Source organism: Corallococcus sp. AS-1-6, assembly GCF_020037015.1.
GTDB lineage: Bacteria > Myxococcota > Myxococcia > Myxococcales > Myxococcaceae > Corallococcus.
Genome location: NZ_JAIQDE010000010.1, coordinates 279,717 through 296,734, shown reverse-complemented (window position 1 = coordinate 296,734; position 17,018 = coordinate 279,717). Strand labels below are relative to the sequence as shown.

At 72.1% G+C, this 17,018-nt stretch carries 11 protein-coding genes; 6 read left to right on the top strand and 5 right to left on the bottom strand.

Annotation, left to right across the window (positions count from 1 at the left end; translation table 11 throughout):
* Positions 1–73 precede the first annotated feature (73 nt).
* Positions 74–847, bottom strand: a complete 774-nt coding sequence (locus tag K8612_RS16875) for a thioesterase II family protein (protein WP_223738056.1) — start codon at positions 845–847, stop codon at positions 74–76.
* A 235-nt stretch (positions 848–1,082) separates the two neighbouring features.
* Between K8612_RS16875 and cysD the strand changes: the two genes are divergently transcribed.
* The 6 genes from cysD (at position 1,083) to K8612_RS16845 (ending at position 10,200) form a co-directional block, all read left to right on the top strand.
* Positions 1,083–1,988 carry a sulfate adenylyltransferase subunit CysD gene (gene cysD, locus K8612_RS16870; RefSeq protein WP_120529214.1) on the top strand — a complete coding sequence of 302 codons (906 nt, stop codon included), beginning with the start codon at positions 1,083–1,085 and terminating at the stop codon, positions 1,986–1,988.
* A complete protein-coding gene (locus tag K8612_RS16865) occupies positions 1,988–3,253 on the top strand; it encodes a GTP-binding protein (RefSeq protein ID WP_223738057.1) in 1,266 nt (421 codons plus the stop codon). The genes cysD and K8612_RS16865 overlap by 1 nt, the downstream gene beginning before the upstream one ends.
* A 12-nt stretch (positions 3,254–3,265) precedes the next feature.
* Positions 3,266–3,826, top strand: a complete 561-nt coding sequence (gene cysC, locus K8612_RS16860; protein ID WP_223738058.1) for an adenylyl-sulfate kinase — start codon at positions 3,266–3,268, stop codon at positions 3,824–3,826.
* Positions 3,827–3,900: 74 nt separating this feature from the next.
* Positions 3,901–5,685: an FHA domain-containing protein gene (locus K8612_RS16855; RefSeq protein ID WP_223763031.1), complete on the top strand. Its 1,785-nt coding sequence runs from the start codon at positions 3,901–3,903 to the stop codon at positions 5,683–5,685.
* Positions 5,682–9,785, top strand: a complete 4,104-nt coding sequence (locus tag K8612_RS16850; RefSeq protein ID WP_223763025.1) for a TOMM system kinase/cyclase fusion protein — start codon at positions 5,682–5,684, stop codon at positions 9,783–9,785. The genes K8612_RS16855 and K8612_RS16850 overlap by 4 nt, the downstream gene beginning before the upstream one ends.
* 1 nt (position 9,786) lies before the next feature.
* Positions 9,787–10,200: a BMA_0021/BMA_0022 family TOMM bacteriocin gene (locus tag K8612_RS16845; RefSeq protein ID WP_223738060.1), complete on the top strand. Its 414-nt coding sequence runs from the start codon at positions 9,787–9,789 to the stop codon at positions 10,198–10,200.
* Positions 10,201–10,219: 19 nt separating this feature from the next.
* On the opposite strand, the gene K8612_RS16840 is transcribed toward K8612_RS16845, so the two are convergent.
* Genes K8612_RS16840 through K8612_RS16825 form a run of 4 tightly spaced genes read right to left on the bottom strand, consistent with a single transcriptional unit; the run spans position 10,220 to position 16,940 of the window.
* Positions 10,220–11,617 (bottom strand): SagB family peptide dehydrogenase, encoded by a 1,398-nt coding sequence (locus tag K8612_RS16840; protein ID WP_223738061.1) that lies wholly within the window; start codon positions 11,615–11,617, stop codon positions 10,220–10,222.
* Between the two features lie 10 nt (positions 11,618–11,627).
* The gene (locus K8612_RS16835) at positions 11,628–12,785 is read right to left on the bottom strand and encodes an amidohydrolase family protein (protein ID WP_223763024.1); all 1,158 of its coding nucleotides are present in this window, start codon (positions 12,783–12,785) and stop codon (positions 11,628–11,630) included.
* 3 nt (positions 12,786–12,788) lie between these two features.
* On the bottom strand, positions 12,789–14,741 hold the full coding sequence (locus tag K8612_RS16830; protein WP_223763023.1) for a radical SAM protein: 1,953 nt from the start codon (positions 14,739–14,741) through the stop codon (positions 12,789–12,791).
* Positions 14,742–14,744: 3 nt separating this feature from the next.
* On the bottom strand, positions 14,745–16,940 hold the full coding sequence (locus K8612_RS16825) for a TOMM precursor leader peptide-binding protein (protein ID WP_223763022.1): 2,196 nt from the start codon (positions 16,938–16,940) through the stop codon (positions 14,745–14,747).
* Positions 16,941–17,018: the final 78 nt, after the last annotated feature.

The window sequence follows — 17,018 nt, the reverse complement described above, 5'->3', positions numbered from 1 at the left end:
CTACCCGCTAATGGCGCAGGCGGCAGTAGACAAGGCCGCCGCCTGAACCATTCAGAATCCCTGTGTCGGCGTACTAGGTCGCGGCCGTCATCCAGCGCGTGAGGTCCTCGCGCACGGCCGCCAGCACCGGCGGGCCGTGCGTGCGGATGAAGAAGTGGCCGCCCTCGAAGTGGCGGATGCGCACGTCGGCGGTGGTCTCCTCGCGCCAGTGCTCCATCATGTCCAGCCCCACGTGCTTGTCCCCCTTGCCCGCGTACACGGACAGCGGGATGTCCAGCGGGGCCGCGTCCTTGCCGTTCTCCGACCAGGCCAGCGCGAAGTCCGCGCGCAGCGTGGGGAGGATGAGCTCCAGGAGCTCCTTGTGCTGGAGGACCTCCTCCGGCGTGCCGTCGTACTCGCGCAGCTTCGCGATGAAGCCCGCGTCATCCAGCGTGTGGATGGGCTCCCGGTCGTTGTGCGCCGGCGAGGGCGCCGCCGCGGCGATGAAGCCCAGCGGCTTCGGCCCGCCCTGGCGCTTCAGCGTCCGGGCCACCTCCAGGCCGATGCGCGCCCCCATGCTGTAGCCGAACAGCGCGAAGGGCCGGTCCATCAGCGGCGTCAGCGCCGGCATCAGCACGTCCATCAGCTCCGGCAGGGACTTCATCGCCGGCTCCATCAGGCGCCGCTCGCGCCCGGGCAACTGCACCGCGCACAGCTCCACGCCCGTGGGCAGCGCCATGCTCCAGGGCGTGTAGATGGCCGCGCTCCCGCCGGCGAACGGCAGGCAGAACAGGCGCAGGCGCGGCTCCGGAAGCGGCTTGCGGGACGGGAACCAACGGTCTTGGACGGGAGGGGTTGCGCTTGCCATGGCGCGGCCGTCTATACCACGCGCCCCCCGCGCGAAAATCCCCCTCCCGCACGCGGCGTGGGGGGCCGGAGCACGCACCGCGAGTGGAACGTGAAACATCCCTCCCAGCAGGTCCTCCCCCCATGTTTCACCGCCCCCTCCGGCGTGTCGCATCCGGCGTGTCTCGCACCCGCGGACGCGGAAACCTCCACGGCCCCGGTTGGGTGTGGGGAGGGTTGTGGTAGCTTGCTTGACCGTGAGCTACGAGCTTTCACATCTTGAGGCGCTGGAGGCCGAGTCCATCTTCATCATCCGGGAAGTCGCGGCGGAGCTGGACCGGCCGGTGCTGCTCTTCTCCGGTGGCAAGGACTCCGCGGTGATGTTGCACCTGGCGGTGAAGGCCTTCTGGCCCGCACCGCTGCCGTTTCCGCTGATGCACGTGGACACGGGGCACAACTTCCCGGAGGTCATCCAGTATCGCGATGAACGGGTGGCGGAGCTGGGCGCGCGGCTCATCGTCGCGTCCGTCCAGGAGGCCATCGACGCGGGGAAGGTGACGGAGGAGAAGGGGCCTCGCGCGTCCCGCAACCGCCTGCAGACGCAGCCGCTGCTGGAGGCCATCGAGAAGAACGGCTTCAACGCCGTCTTCGGCGGCGCCCGGCGCGACGAGGAGAAGGCCCGCGCGAAGGAGCGCGTGTATTCCTTCCGCGACGAGTTCGGCCAGTGGGACCCGAAGAACCAGCGGCCGGAGCTGTGGGCGCTCTACAACGGCCGCCACCGCCGGGGTGAGCACCTGCGCGTGTTCCCCCTGTCCAACTGGACCGAGCTGGACATCTGGCAGTACATCGGCCGGGAGAACGTGGCGCTGCCGTCCATCTACTACACGCACCGGCGCGAGGTGTTCCGCCGGGACGGCATGCTGATGGCCTGGTCGCCCTTCATGTCCATGATGCCCGGCGAGACGGTGACGACGGAGACGGTGCGCTTCCGCACGGTGGGCGACATGACGTGCACCGCGTGCGTGCCGTCCACCGCGTCCACCGTGGAGGAGGTCATCACGGAGGTGACGGCCTCCCGCGTGACGGAGCGTGGCGCCAGCCGCGCGGACGACAAGTTCTCTGAGACGGCGATGGAAGACCGCAAGCGCGAGGGATACTTCTAGTGGAACTGCTGAGATTCGCGACCGCGGGCTCCGTGGATGACGGCAAGAGCACCCTCATCGGGCGGCTGTTGTACGACACGAAGTCCATCCTCGAGGACCAGCTCGCCGCGGTGGAGCGCACGAGCCACGCCCGGGGTGACGAGTACGTCAACCTGGCGCTGCTGCTGGACGGCCTGAAGGCCGAGCGCGAGCAGGGCATCACCATCGACGTGGCGTACCGCTACTTCTCCACCCAGAAGCGCAAGTTCATCATCGCGGACACGCCCGGACACCTGCAGTACACGCGCAACATGGTGACGGGCGCGTCCACGGCGGACCTGGCGCTCATCCTGGTGGACGCGCGCAAGGGCGTGCTGGAGCAGACGCGGCGCCACGCGTTCATCGCGTCGCTGTTGCGCGTGCCGCACCTGGTGCTGTGCGTGAACAAGATGGACCTGGTGGACTACGACCAGGGCGTCTTCGACCGCATCCGGGAGGAGTTCCGCCAGTTCTCCATGAAGCTGGACGTGTCCGACCTGTCGTTCATCCCCATCTCCGCGCTGGGCGGGGACAACGTGGTGACGCGCTCGGAGAAGATGGCCTGGTACCAGGGCCCCACGCTCCTGCACCACCTGGAGAACGTGCACATCGCGTCCGACCGGGACCTCATCCACCTGCGCTTCCCCGTGCAGGGCGTCATCCGGCCGGCGTCCGCGAAGAAGTTCCACGACTACCGCGCGTACTCCGGGCAGCTCCTGGGCGGCGTGATGCGCCCGGGCGACGAGGTGATGGTGATGCCGTCCGGCTTCACCACGCGCATCAAGGCGCTGGAGCTGGCCGGCAAGCCGCTGACGGAGGCGTTCCCGCCCATGTCGGTGAACGTGTCGCTGGAGGAGGAGCTGGACATCAGCCGCGGCGACATGCTGTGCCGCCCGGGCAACCCGCCCACCGCGAGCCAGGACATCGACGCGATGGTGTGCTGGCTGTCGGACTCGTCGCAGCTCAACAGCGGCTCGCGGCTGGCCATCAAGCACACCACCCGCATGGCGCGCGCCATGGTGAAGCAGTTGCACTACCGGCTGGACGTCAACACCCTGCACCGCGACGAGCAGAGCTCCGGCTTGAAGCTCAACGAGGTGGGCCGGGTGACGCTGCGCACGACGGTGCCGCTCTTCTTCGACGAGTACCGGCGCAACCGCAGCACCGGCAGCTTCATCCTCATCGACGAAGGCACCAACGCCACCGTGGGCGCGGGGATGATCAACGGCCCCGCCGTGGACAGGTAGAAGGGAATGGCGATGCAACAGCGTCCGGGCTTCATCCTCTGGTTCACCGGCATGTCCGGCGCGGGCAAGAGCACGCTGTCCACCGCGGTGGCGCGGCAGTTGTCGCCCGTGCAGCGCGTGGAGCTGCTGGACGGGGACGAGGTGCGCACGTACCTCTCCCGCGGCCTGGGCTTCAGCCGCGCGGACCGCGAGGAGAACGTCCGGCGCATCGGCTACGTGGCGCGGGTGCTGGCGAAGCACGAGGTGGGCGTCATCACCGCGGCCATCTCGCCCTACAAGAGCTCCCGGGACGAGGTGCGCGCCCTGGCCACCCAGGCCGGCATCCCGTTCCTGGAGTGCTACGTCCAGGCCAGCCTGGACGCGCTCATCGCCCGCGACGTGAAGGGGCTCTACAAGAAGGCCCTGGCCGGGGAGATTCCCCACTTCACCGGCGTGTCGGACCCGTACGAGCCGCCCGAGTCCCCCGAAATCACCGTCCGCTCCGACGCGGAGACGGTGGAGGCGGGGCTGGAGCGCATCCTCGACACGCTGCGCGACCGGGGGCTGCTGGCTCCGGCCGCGAGCGCCGCCTGAGACGGCCGGGCCGGTTCCGGCCGTCGCTTTTCGGCTAGGCTGGTGACCCGGGAGGGGGTCCGAAGGCCGTGCCGATGCTCGTCTACAATCCAGGCCAGCCGGATGAGCTGTCCTACCCGCTGGGGGACGCGCCCATCACCATTGGCCGCGCGGACGACCAGGGCATCTGCATCCCCCACCGCAGCCTGTCCCGCCAGCACGCCCGCATCGAGTCCTCCGACGGGCGCTTCTTCGTCACCGACCTGGGGAGCAAGAACGGCACCTTCGTCAACGGCGTGCAGATCCGCCGCAAGGAGCTGCGCCCCGGCGACACGCTGACCCTGGGCGAGCTCGTCTTCCTGCTCACCCACGAAGCGCCGCCGGCCGCGCCCGCGGGCCCGCCCGGCTCCGGCTCGGCATCCGGCGAACCCCGCCCCCAGCTCACGCGCGCGCTCACCCGCGTGCCGCTGAAGACGCTGGTGCAGGCGGTGTCCGGCTCGGAGCGTTCCGCGGTGGAGCCCCCCGGCACGGCCACGCGCGCCCGCGAGCGGATGCGCATCCTCCAGGAGGTGGCGAAGCTGCTGTCCGTCACGGACGACCTGGAGGCGCTGCCCGGCCGGGTGCTGGACCTGGCGTTTCAAATCCTCCACGTGGAGCGGGGCGCCATCCTGCTCATGGACGAGGGCACCGGGAAGCTGGAGCCGCGCGTGACGAAGACGGCCGAGGGCACGGCCGTGCGCGGGCCCATCTACAGCCAGAACATCGTGGACTTCGTGCTGCGCCGGAGCGTGGCGGCGCTCTTCTCCGACGCGGTGAATGATCCGCGCCTGGGCGCCGCGGAGTCCGTCATCTTCAGCTCCATCCGCGCCTCCATGTGCGTGCCGCTCAAGCCCCGCGACGAGGTGCTGGGCGTGCTGTACGTGGACAACGTCTCCACGCCCAAGAGCTTCTCCGAGGACGACCTGGACTTCCTCGTCGCGTTCGCGGGGCAGGCGGCGCTCGCGCTGGAGAACGCGCGGCTCTACCGCCGCATCGAGCAGGAGACGGTGCAGCGCATGCAGCTCATCATGGACGCGAAGCTGGCCTCGCTCGCGGCGCTGGTGGGCGGCATGGCGCACGAGCTGCGCAACCCGCTCAACTTCATCAGCAACTTCGCCGGCCTCTCCGTGGGGCTCACGGAGGACCTGGCCGGCGTGCTGGAGCCGCAGCGCGAGCGGCTGACGGCGGACTCCGTGCGCGACGTGGACGAGGCGCTCGCGTGCCTGCGCACCAACGTCCAGAAGATCAACGAGCACGGCCGCCGCGCGGACGCGCTCATCCAGAACATGCTCCAGCACGCGCGCCGCTCGCCCGGTCCGCGCGAACCGGTGGAGCTCAACGCCCTGGTCGCGGAGAGCGTCGCGCTGGGGCAGGGCGGCATGCGCGGCGAGCCCCTGTCCGTCCACCTGGACGCCGAGTACGACCCGGCCGTGGGGCGGCTGGAGCTCAGCCGCGCGGACGTGGGCCGCGTCATCATCAACGTCGTGGACAACGCGCTCTACGCCATGCGTCAGAAGCGCCAGACGCAGGGGGCCACGTACGTGCCGGTGCTCAAGGTGCGCACCCTCGCGCGTCAGGAGCAGGTGGAGGTCCGGCTGCGCGACAACGGGCCGGGCATCCCCACGGAGAGCGCGGGAAGAATCTTCGACCCCTTCTTCACCACGAAGCCGCCGGGGCAGGGCACGGGGCTGGGGATGTCACTCAGCCATGACATCATCGTGCAGGGACACCAGGGCACGTTCCGCATGGAGTCGGTGCCAGGGGAGTTCACGGAGTTCGTCATCACCCTGCCCAGGCGGGGGGGACGGTCACCCATGGAGCGAGGCTCGGGAACGCGATGAAGAACCTCATGGACCCCGCGCTGCTGGAAGCCTTCCAGGGCCGGTACGAGCTGCTGTCGGAGCTGGGCGAGGGCGGCTTCGGCCGCGTCTACAAGGCCCGCCAGGTGACCACCGGCCAGAACGTGGCGGTGAAGCTGCTGCGCCTGACGGACGGCGCGACGCCGGAGTCCGTGGAGCGCCGCAGCGCGCGCTTCGAGCGCGAGATGAAGCTGTGCGCGCAGATGCACCACCCGAACATCGTGCGGCTCATCGACTCGGGCCGCGCGCAGGGCGGCGCCGTCTACTCCATCTTCGAGTTCGTGCCGGGCAAGAACCTGGCGCAGGTGCTCGCGGAGGAGGGCGTGCTGGACCCCGTGGAGGCGCGCCACCTGATGCTCCAGTTGCTGGACGCGCTGGCGTGCGCGCACGCGCAGAACGTGGTGCACCGCGACCTGAAGCCCGCGAACATCATGGTCGTGCCCACCGGGGCCCGGCGCAACGCGCTGGTGCTGGACTTCGGCATCGGGTCGGTGACGGACGAGCTTGCCCGGGGGGAGGGCCAGCCGCGCATCACGTCCACCAATGAGTCGCTGGGCACGCCGTCGTACGCGGCGCCGGAGCAGCTCCGCGGGCAGGCGCCCACGCCGCGCTCGGACCTGTACGCGTGGGGGCTGGTGTTCCTGGAGTGCCTCACCGGCCGCCGCGTCTTCGAGGGCGCCACCGTCGCGGAGGTCATCTTCCAGCAGCTCTCCACGGAGCCGGTGCCCATCCCGCCGGCCATCGCCGCGCACCCGCTGGGCAAGCTGCTCCAGCGCGTCACCGCGAAGGACGCGTCCCAGCGCACCGTGTCCGCGGAGGTGCTGCTGCGCCAGTTGGAGGCGGTGGACGTGTCCAACCTGCCGCGCCGGCCCGCGCCCGTGCGCATCCAGCCCGCGGCCCCCAACGCGGAGACGGCGACGGTGGAGCTGTCCAGCCGCACGCCCAACGCCGTGTCCACGCGCTCGCGCCGGTGGGCGGAAGGGGAGCGCCGGCAGTTGACGGTGGTGTGCTGCACGCTGTCCGCGACGCAGACGGCGCCGGGGCCGGTGGACATCGAGGAGCTGGATCACGTGCTGGGGGCCCAGCAGGAGGTCTGCATCGAGATCGCCCGGCGCTACAACGGCCACATCGCCAGCGCGCTGGGCGACATCGTCCTCTTCTACTTCGGCTATCCGGCGGCGCGGGAGGACGACGCGCGGCGCGCGGCGCAGGCGGCGCTGGACATGGTGGCGGAGGTGAAGCGGCGCGGCCGGGCCATCGAGGCCGAGCGCGGCACGCGGGTGGAGATCCGCGTGGGCCTGCACACGGGCCTGGTGGTGTCTCGCGAGCAGCGGGACCCGACGCTCTCCGGCCTGGGCTTCGTGGTGGGCACCACGCCGAAGCTGGCCTTCCGGCTGTCCACCTCCGCGCCGTCGGGCGCCATCCTCCTCACGGGGGACACGCAGCAACTGGTGCGCAAGCACTTCCCGCTGGAGCGCGTGCCCGCGTCCCCGAGCGAGCTGTTGCCCCCGGGGTTGGAGACGTTCGCCCTGCAGGGCGCGGACGCGACGTGGAGCGGCACGGACGACACGCTCACGCTGGTGGGCCGCTCGCGCGAGCTGGACCTGGTGCTGTCGCGCTGGGAGCAGGTGCGCGCGGGGCAGGGGCAGGCGGTGCTCATCACCGGCGAGCCGGGCATCGGCAAGTCGCGCCTCGTGCGCGAGCTGGGAGACCGGCTGGGCGCGGAGCCCCACACGTGGCTGGAGGCCCGCTGCACGCAGGACAGCTCCGGCCAGGCGTATGCCCCCGTGGTGGACCTGCTCACGCGGATGCTGGACCCGAACCGCGACCTGCCGCCGGAGGGCCGGCTGACGGGCCTGGAGGCGCTCCTGTCCGGCTACAGCTTCGAGCTGCCGGAGACGCTGCCCCTGTTCGCGGCGCTGCTGTCCCTGCCGCTGCCGCCGGAGCGCTGGGCGCCGCTGGACGTGTCGCCCATGAAGCACCGGGAGCTCACGCGCAACGCGCTGCTCGCGTTCCTCGCCGCCATGGCGGAGCGGCAGCCCGTGGTGCTGGCGCTGGAGGACCTGCACTGGGCGGACCCGTCCACGCTGGAGCTGCTCAAGGCGCTGGTGGAGGAGGTGTCCTCGTCGCGCCTGCTCGCGCTGTTCAGCGCGCGGCCGGAGCTGGAGCCGCCCTGGGCCGCGTCGTCGGTGACGCAGGTGCAGTTGGGCGCGCTGGCCCGCGCGGAGGTGGAGCGGCTGGCCACCGCCGCCGCGGGAGGCCCGCTCTCCCCGGAGGCGCTGGAGGAGATCGCCACGCGCACGGACGGCATCCCGCTGTTCGTGGAGGAGCTGGTGCGCACGCTGCGCGAGTCCGGCGCGCTGGTGGAGCGCGAGGGCCGCTTCGCGCTGGAGGCCAGCAAGGCGGGGCCGGCGGTGCCGGGCACGCTGCGCGACCTGCTCGTCGCGCGCCTGGACCGGCTGGGCCGCGCGAAGGAGACCGCGCAGATCGCCTCCGTGCTGGGCCGCGAGCTGACGCATGAGCTGCTGCGCCACGTGAGCCCCCTGACGCCCGAGGCGCTGGAGGCGGACCTGGAGCGGCTGGTGGGCTCGGGGCTCCTGCACCGCAAGCGCCGGCCGAAGGGGCCCGTGTACCTCTTCAAGCACGCGCTGGTGCGGGACGCGGCCTACGACTCCATGCTCAAGCGGTACCGCCAGCAGATGCACGCGAAGACGGCGGAGGCGCTGGAGGCGCACTTCCCGGAGCAGGTGGAGTCGCGGCCGGACCTGCTGGCGCACCACTGGGCCGCCGCGAACCTGAAGCGCAAGGCCATCCTCTACGCGCAGAAGGCCGCGTTCGCCGCGCTGGTGCGCTCCGCCTACCTGGAGGCCATCCTCTTCGCCCGGCTGGGCCTGTCGTGGCTGGACGCCATCGACGACCCGCTGGAGCGCGCGCAGTTGGAGCTGAGCCTCAACGGCGTGCTCGCGCCGGCGCTGATGTCCACGCAGGGCTGGCGCTCGCAGGACCTGCGCACCGTGGCCGAGCGCTCGCTGGAGCTGCTCTTCACGGTGGGGGAGAGCCCCTACGCGGCCCCGACCCTGTGGGTCCTCTCCATCTACTACCACCTGGGCGGGGATCAGCGCCGGGTGCGCGGCCTGTTGGATCGGCTGGTGGCGCTGGCGCAGCGCAACGGCGACGCGGGCCAGGAGGCGGTGGCGCTCACCATCCTCTCCAACATCGAGCTGCTGGAAGGCCGCCTGGGCGAGGCGAAGGCGAAGGCGGACCGGTGCCTGGCGCTGTTCGACCCGGTGGCGCACCGGATGCACCGCATCCTCTACGGACAGGACACGCGCGTGGGCGGCGAGTCCGTGCTGTGCCGGGGCCTGTGGCTGCTGGGCTTCCCGGACCAGGCGAAGGCGCACGGCGAGGCCGCGGTGGCGTGGGGCCGCGAGCTGAACCACGGCACCAGCATCGGCCTGTCGTTCATCTACCTGCTGCTCATCGCCCAGGAGCACAACGACCGGACGGAGGCGCTCCAGCTCATCGCCCAGCACACGGAGCTGTCCCACCGCTACGGCCTGCTGGAGCAGTCCGCCTACGTGGGCATCCTGCGCGCCTGGGCCGTGAAGGACCTGGAGACGATGCGGCGCAGCGTGGCGCTGCGCGAGGCGTTCGGCACGGAGATGGACCAGCCGGCGTACTACGCCCTGCTCGGGGAGCTGGAGCTGGAGCTGGGCCACGTGGAGGCGGCGCTCGCCTCCGTGGAGCGCGGCCGGCAGCGCGCGCAGGCCCTGGGCGAGGCGTACCACGAGTCCAAGCTGCTCCACGTCAAGGGGCGGGTGCTGCTGCAGCGGGATGGAAACACTGCACCCTCCGCGGAGTCGTGCTTCCGGCAGGCGGCGGAGGTGGCGCACGCGCAGGGGGCCCGGATGCGGGAGCTGCAGGCCGTCACCGCCCTGGCGCGGGTGCTCCAGGCATCCGGGCGGCAGGAAGAAGCCCGGCAACGGCTGCAAACGGTCTACAGTACCTTCTCCGAAGGATGGGGAACCCCGCCCGTCTCGGAGGCCCGCGCGCTGTTGGATGCGCTGGGAGGAGATCGCTGACATGAGCAAGAAGAAGCCGGAGTCGAAGGCCGCGCCCGCACGGGCCCGTCCGCTGGCGCGCAAGCCCGCGCGGGGCCCGGAGGCCAAGGCCTCGGTGAATGACTGGCAGGCCGTGTGGATGCGCGCCGTCGCGCTGGCGTGGAAGGAGCCCGAGTTCGAGGCGGCCCTCCAGAAGGACCCGCGCGCGGCCCTCAAGAAGCGCTTCGACTTCGACCTGCCCGCCAGCATCCACCTGAAGGTCGTCCCCTCCACCGCGCAGGACGCGGCGACGGACGGCACCTGGAAGGTGAACAACGCGGAGGTGGAGCTGCACCTGCCGAAGAAGCCGGCCGACGTGGCGGACCACGCCGTGGCGCTCTCCAGCCTCACCGACACCTACGGCCGCTCGCACTGCTGCGGCAGCCCCTGCTGCTGAAGCCCGCTCGGGGGGCGCTTCAGCGCTCCTGGGACTCGCCCCCCGACACCGCGAAGGCGCCCACGCTGGCCTCGCCGAAGCCGTCCACGCCCGCCACGCGCTGGAAGAAGTCCGGATCGCTCCGGCCCAGCGCGTAGGGCCTCAAGCCCAGCGCGGTGGACACCAGGTAGAGCGTCTGCACCAGCGCTCCCGTGTCCTGCAGCACCAGCGAGTACGCCAGCGTCTCGTACTTCCACGCGAGCCGGGGCACGCGCGCGGCCACCACCATCAGCACCTCCGGCCGCTCGAAGGGCTCCACCGGCGCGCGGGCCTCGTCCAGCAGCGCGTGGAACTCCGGCGTGGGGCCGCTCAGCTTCTCCAGGCGGTGGCCCAGCGGATCGTAGTGGTAGGCGCCCGGGGCCAGGCCCTGGCACTCGCCCACCAGGGGGTAGAGCTCCAGCGCGTACACCGCGCCCGCGCCGGGGTAGGGCCGGTCGGTGACTTCGCCGTCCTGCGTGGTGCGCACGTCGCGCACGCGCGCGGCGCGGTAGAGCAGCTCGCCCAGTTGCTTCACGGTGAGGGGGGCCGCGCCCCGGCCTCGCAGGCTGCGGCGGGCCTCCAGCACCTCCGTGAAGGAGCGGTCGCCGCCCGCGCGCAGCGCCTCCAGGTCCGGCCGGTACAGGTCCACCCCCTCTTCCGTCACGGTGGGCTTGAGGGCGGGCGGGTTGGGCAGCTCTCCCCGGAAGCGGTAGGTGGCCCCCGCGCGCGTCTGGTGGCCCCAGCCGCGCGAGCGCAGGTGGAAGAGCAGGTCGTGCGGCTCCCACTGCTTGAGCGCCGTCTGCGTCTCCTCCGACGCCGGCACGTCCAGCCCGTTGGGGACCAGGATGCCCGTCTCCGCCAGCAGGCGCACCAGCTCGCGCAGCGTGAAGGACTCGATGCCGGTGTTGAACTGGTTGAGCCGCGCCAGCAGCGTGGGGCGGGCCATGTCGAAGAGCAGCGACACCACGCGCCGGTCGTGCAGCGCCGCGGTGGCGTGCACCGTGGGGCAGTCCAGCACCGCGCGGCCCTCCGCCATGCGCGTGTGCGCGAAGCGCGACAACTGCAGCGGCTGGGCCGCGTCGAACGTCGCGCGGTGGCGCAGGAAGGACGCGGACGCGGGCGTGAGCGTCAGCAGCAGGTTGCCGCGCTCCTCCACCGTCCAGGACAGCAGGCCGCCGTCCCCGGCCAGGTCCAGCCAGTACCACGCGAGCGTCGTGTCCGTCCCCGCGGCGGCCGGCACCTCCGTCTCGTGGATGCCTCCGTCCGCGAGCGACTCGAAGACGGCGCGCACACCGGGGGCCAGCGGGCCCAACCGCAGTGAGCGGCCAGGGCCCTCCACGCGCGCGTCCTCCGCGTCGGGGCAACGCAGCGCCACACCTTCGGCGAGCGACAATCTCATTCGTGCGGCCTCACGGTTCCACACCGTAGAACCGAGTCGGGTTTTCCCAGAGAACCTTTCGTAGACGACTTTCGGTCATCACGTCACGCAAGGACAGCATCGCACCCAGCACATCCTCGCCGTGGTCCAGATGCGGGAAGTCGCTTCCAAAAACCAATCGGTCCTCCGGGAGGTGGCGCACCACGTCAGACAGGTACGGTTCGTCCGGTTCCACGGAAACGAAGCAGTGTTGGCGCAGGTAGGAGGAAGGGAGCTGTCGGATGGTGGCGGAGACCTCTGCACCCACAGCGCGATATTCCTCATCCAGGCGCCAGGCCCAGTATGGCAGCCAGCCGCAGCCGGCCTCCATGGCGCCAATGCGCAGGGCCGGGTGCCGCTCCAGCACGCCCCCCTGGAGCAGCGCGAGCAGCCCCATCATCAGCTCCATGGGGTGGGCGCAGACGTGGTTGGCGAAGCGGGTGTCGAAGCGGTCCGCGCCCGCGGACGGCACGTAGACGTGGCCGCTGCCGTGGAGCACCACCGCGAGTGAGAGCTTCTCGCACTCGGACCAGAAGGGCTCGTAGGCGGCGTCCGACAGGAGCCGGCCGTTGATGGGGTTGGGGCGCACCATCACCGCGCGCCAGCCGAAGCCCGCGACGCGGCGCGCTTCGGCGACCATGGCCTCCGGCTGGTGCCGGCTGATGAGCCCCACGCCGCGCAGGCGCTCCGGGTGGTGCGCGCAGAAGCCGTGCAGCCAGGTGTTGTAGACGGACGCGAAGGCCGTGGCGACGTGGGGCTTCAGCGGGGAGAAGCCCTCCAGCAGCAGCGCGTAGGTGGGGAAGAGGGCCGCCATGTCCACGCCGTCGCGGTCCATCTGGGCCAGGTACACGTCCGGCCGCTGCAGCAGCTCGTTCCGGCCCAACTGCGCGTAGGAGCGCGCGGAGAACTCCAGCCAGGCCTTCTCCGGCATGTGGTTCCACAGCGGCTTGCCGTCCACCTCCGGCAGGGGCAGCACGGGCAGGAGGCCCTGGGGCCCCAGCCGCGCCAGGCGCTCCTCCAGCGACTCGTCCGGGAGGCGTCCCGGGCGGGGCGCGTGCCGGCGCAGGCCGGGCTCCAACTGCTCCGCCCACAGGCTCAGCGGCTCCAGGACGTGCCGGTCCGCGTCGAAGATGTGAAGGCCGTCGCGCATGCGTCAGGGTCCCCAGCTCGCGAGCTCGTCGCGCACGTCCTTGAGCAGCGCCTCCAGCAGGCCGGTGCGGCGCGCCTGGGTGCGCAGGGCCTGCTCCTCCGCGTCCTCCAGCGTGCCCGGCTGTCCGCCCCGCGCCGCCACCGCGCGGTCGCACAGCTCGCGCAGGAACTCGTGGTGCTGCGGCTGGAGCGCCTGGAAGCCCTCGCCCCAGCGGGCGACGAAGTCCACCAGCACGTCGCGCGAGGCCTCCGGCACGTCGCGGCGGTCCGGCAGGTCGCGGCTCAGGCGCACGAAGAGGTCCGGGAACACGTCGCGCATCGCGGTGGCGAAGCTCGGCGGGACGTAGACGGGCTGCGTGTCCGGGACGAGGTCGCCCTGGCGCTCGGTGGCCAGCACCGCGTCGAAGTCCGTGAAGAGGCGCTCGTGGCGGCGGCGCTCGTTCTGGTTGCGCGCGAGGAAGAACACCGCGCGCGGCAGCATCGCCGGGGCGGTGCGGCGCACCTCCGCGAGCGTGTCCCCCAGGGCCTGCCGCTCGGACGGCGTCAGGGCCCAGGCGGCGGTGGACTCGCGCAGGAAGCGGTCGGTGACGGCCTCCGGCCAGTGGGGCTCCTCCACCCGGGGCGGGCGCTGGATGCCGGCGATGAAGCCCCGGATGCGCTCGCAGGCGGCGTCCCAGGTGGACAGCCGCTCCACCAGGTCGCGGAAGCCTTCGAGCAACTGGGGCCGCGTCATGCCCAGGGGCATCACGTTGAGCATGATGGCGCCCCGGTCCTTCGCTTGCGCCTTGCGCGGCGTGGCGAGCCGGCCCTCCGCGCGCAGCCGCGTCCACAGCTTCGTGCCGCGCGGGGCCTGGAGGGGCGCCACCACCACCCAGGGCAGGTGCGTGCGCTGGATGTTCGCGTGCAGCGAGTCGAAGACCGCGGGCGTGTCCTGGTCGAACCCGACGATGAAGCTGCCCCGGGGCCCGATGCCGTGCGCCTGGATGCGCAGGAGGTCTCCCACGAGGTCCGCGCGCACGTTCTGGTGCTTCTGCGCTTCCTTGAGCGCGGCCGTGTCGAAGGACTCGATGCCCAGGACGACGGTGTAGAAGTTGGCGTCCGCCATGCCCTCCAGCAGCCCGGCGTCGCGGCTCAGGTTCATCGTCACCTGGGTGAAGAAGCGCAGCGGCCGGGGCAGGGCGCGGTTGAGGGGCACCAGCCCCGCGAGCACCTCCTTCGCGTACGCCGCGTCGCCGATGAACTCGTCGTCCGCGAAGAAGACGCCCTCCGCCCCGAGCGCCGCGTGGGCGCGCACCTCGTCCAGCACGCGCTCCACCGGCTTGTGCCGCTGCTTGCGGCCGTACAGGTAGATGACGTCACAGAAGGAGCAGTCGAACGGGCAGCCGCGCGTGGTCTGCACGGAGCCCCACGCGTAGCGCGGGAGGTCCGCCGCGATGGCGTCCCAGCGGGGCAGGGGGCTCTCACTCAGCGCGGGCTTGTCGAGCTGGCGGTACTCGGCCGCGTACTCGCCCCCGAGCCAGTCCGCGAGGAAGCGCGGCCAGGTGCGCTCCGCCTCGTTGACGAAGAGGGCGTCGAAGAAGCCCCGGTAGTCCTCCGGCGCGGCGGAGATGGCCGGGCCGCCCGCGACCACGGTGGCGCCCCGGTCGCGGAAGTGGCCGCCCAGGAAGCGCGCCTGGTAGGTGAGGGCGGAGTACATCACCGACACGCCGACGATGTCGTAGTCCGGCAGCTCCGTGTCCGCGCGGAGCTGGCCGTGCAGCTCCTCGTCCCAGATGTCCACGGTGAAGGCGTCCGGCGTGAGCGCCGCGAGCGTCGCGCAGGCCAGCGGCGTCATCGTCGCGCGCTTCACCAGGCCGCGCTCGGGGTCGAAGTCCTCCGTCTCCCGGTCCACGTGGCGCCGGTCGGGGCCGCACTGGACGAGCAGGATGCGGGGCTTGGGTTCAGGGGGCGGCGCCATCGCTCAGAAGTAGAAGGGCACGGGGTTGAGCTGCGCTTCTGCCTTGGGGGCCTTCAGCCACCCCATCCGCACGGGGACGTCATACAGCCGGCCGGGGCCCAGCCTCCGCCAGAAGTGGCGCAGCCCCGGGACGATGACCTTCACCGCGGATACGCCCACGTCGGGCCGTGATTGCTCCACCACCAGCGTCTCCAGCCCCACGCTCGCGGCCCGGGCCACGCACTCGCGCACGTCGTCCCGCAGGTCGTGGTGCCACACGCGCGGGAAGTCGTCGCGGACGCGCGCGGGGACCAGGTCGTTGGGGAAGAGCCAGCTCACGTCGCCGTGCGCGCTGGCGTCCCAGGGCGACGGGGCCACGTCCTTCGGGTCGTAGCACTGGGCCACCTCCGTGAGCGCGCGCTGCACCGCGAGCTTCGCGTCGAAGTGGCAGCCGCACCCGGCCCAGGCCCGCCCGCGCTCCGGCGACCACACGAGCGCGGCGAACACCGGGATGCCCAGGTCGTGCGTGAGGTCCAACACCGACAACGTGAGGCCGAGCGACTGGTAGTGCTCGCTCACGGACGTGAACCACGGCTCGTCGAAGGAGCGCAGGTCCAGGCGCGGACGGCGCAGGCGGTTGTACCACCAGAGCGCCACCGCATCGCGCTCCACCAGCTCCAGGAAGCCCTGGAGGATGGCCTCCTCCAGGCAGTTGCCCGCCGCGTTCCCGTTGGAGTTGAAGAGGCAGAACGGCCCGTCCGCGGACGGGGGCGTGGGCGCGAAGAGGTACGCGAACGCCGTGGGCACGTACCGGGGGACCCCGTGCGTGAGCGACCACGCGGGGCTCCAGTCCATGGGCTCATCCGCGTACGGACGGGGCACCGCGGTGCGCATGTCGCGCCGGCCCTCGCCGTCGGACCGGGCCTGGAACTGCGCGGCGCTGAAGTGCTGGAGCGCGTCCGGGTGCACGGCCTGCGCGCCCAACTGGGACGCCGTGGCGTGGACGCGGGGCTCGTCGCCCTGGAACACCGCGCTGTAGCGCTCCAGCGCCTCACACAGCGCGCCCGCGCGGGCCTGGGCCTCCGTGCGGCCCTTGCCGCTGGCCACGCGGTGGAAGTCGTCGGAGGCCGGCGCGTCCGTCCACGGGCACACGCGGAAGACGGCGGACTGGATGTGGCCCAGCGGGGCGTCGCCCGGCACCGCGCGCAGGTCACTCACCACGCCCGTCACCGGGCTGATGAGGTGGCGGTGGCGCTCCCAGGTCTGCTCGGGTGTGAGGATGCGGTGGCCCCCGTCGTCGGTGAAGCGCTTGAAGCGCGAGGCCAGCTCCAGGGGCTTCTTCGCCCGCGCCTCCATCCAGTGGGGGTCGCCGCAGTCCGGGCACTGCGGGCGCTTCGCCACCGCGTGCGACTCCAGCTTCCAGGTGGCGAAGTCCAGCGTCCACAGCCGCGCCTGCCCCGGGCCGGCGGGCCCGTCCACCACCCAGCGGGCCACGAGCGTCGCCGCGAAGGACAGCCCCGCCTTCGCGGTGGTGGGCAGGCCCGTGCGCGGCGGGCGGATGGCGCGCGGCGGGGTGCCCTTGCGCGCGAGGTACTTCTCGATGGGGCGGTTGTCCCACAGCCGCGCCGTGAGGCACGTCCAGCAGGCGCGCTCGCCGGTGCCCACCACCGGGCCGGCGTGGCACGCGGTGCCGGACACCTTCAGCGGGAGGAACGCGGCGCCCGCGCTCCGGGCCTCCCGGGCCAGCGCGAGCGCTTCGGGCGACAGGTAGTCATCCACCAGCAGCACGCGGCGGTCGGCGTCGTCGCGCACGTCCAGGCCGGTGTCACGCAGCGCCTCCGCCAGCCCCTCGCCGTCCTCGCCGTCCACCGCGTGCACGGAGACGGACACGTCCAACAGCCGCCCGGCCGCGGTGGCCGCGCCCACGCCCATGGACTCCCAGAAGCCGGCGACGCTCTCGTCGAAGACGTCGTGCGCCTCCTCCACGTGCCCGCGCTCCTCCAGCAGCGCCAGCGTGTAGAGCACCTCCGGCGCGGAGGCCCGCCCCGCCAGCGCGGCGATGACGTTCGCCACGGTGCGCTCGCCATCCAGCAGGGGCACGATGCTCGCGTGCAGCTCGCCCTCCAGCAGGAACTGGGCGCGCTCCCCGACGAGGAACACGCGCCGCGCGTCGAGCACCTCTGCGCGCAGGTGGGGTTTGATGCGAAGGACTCGGTCCATGGGCAGGCGGGCGAGCCTACCCGGTAGCCCTCGCTCGTGGATACGACCCGGCGCGGCTTCCGGGGGCCCGGACGCCGC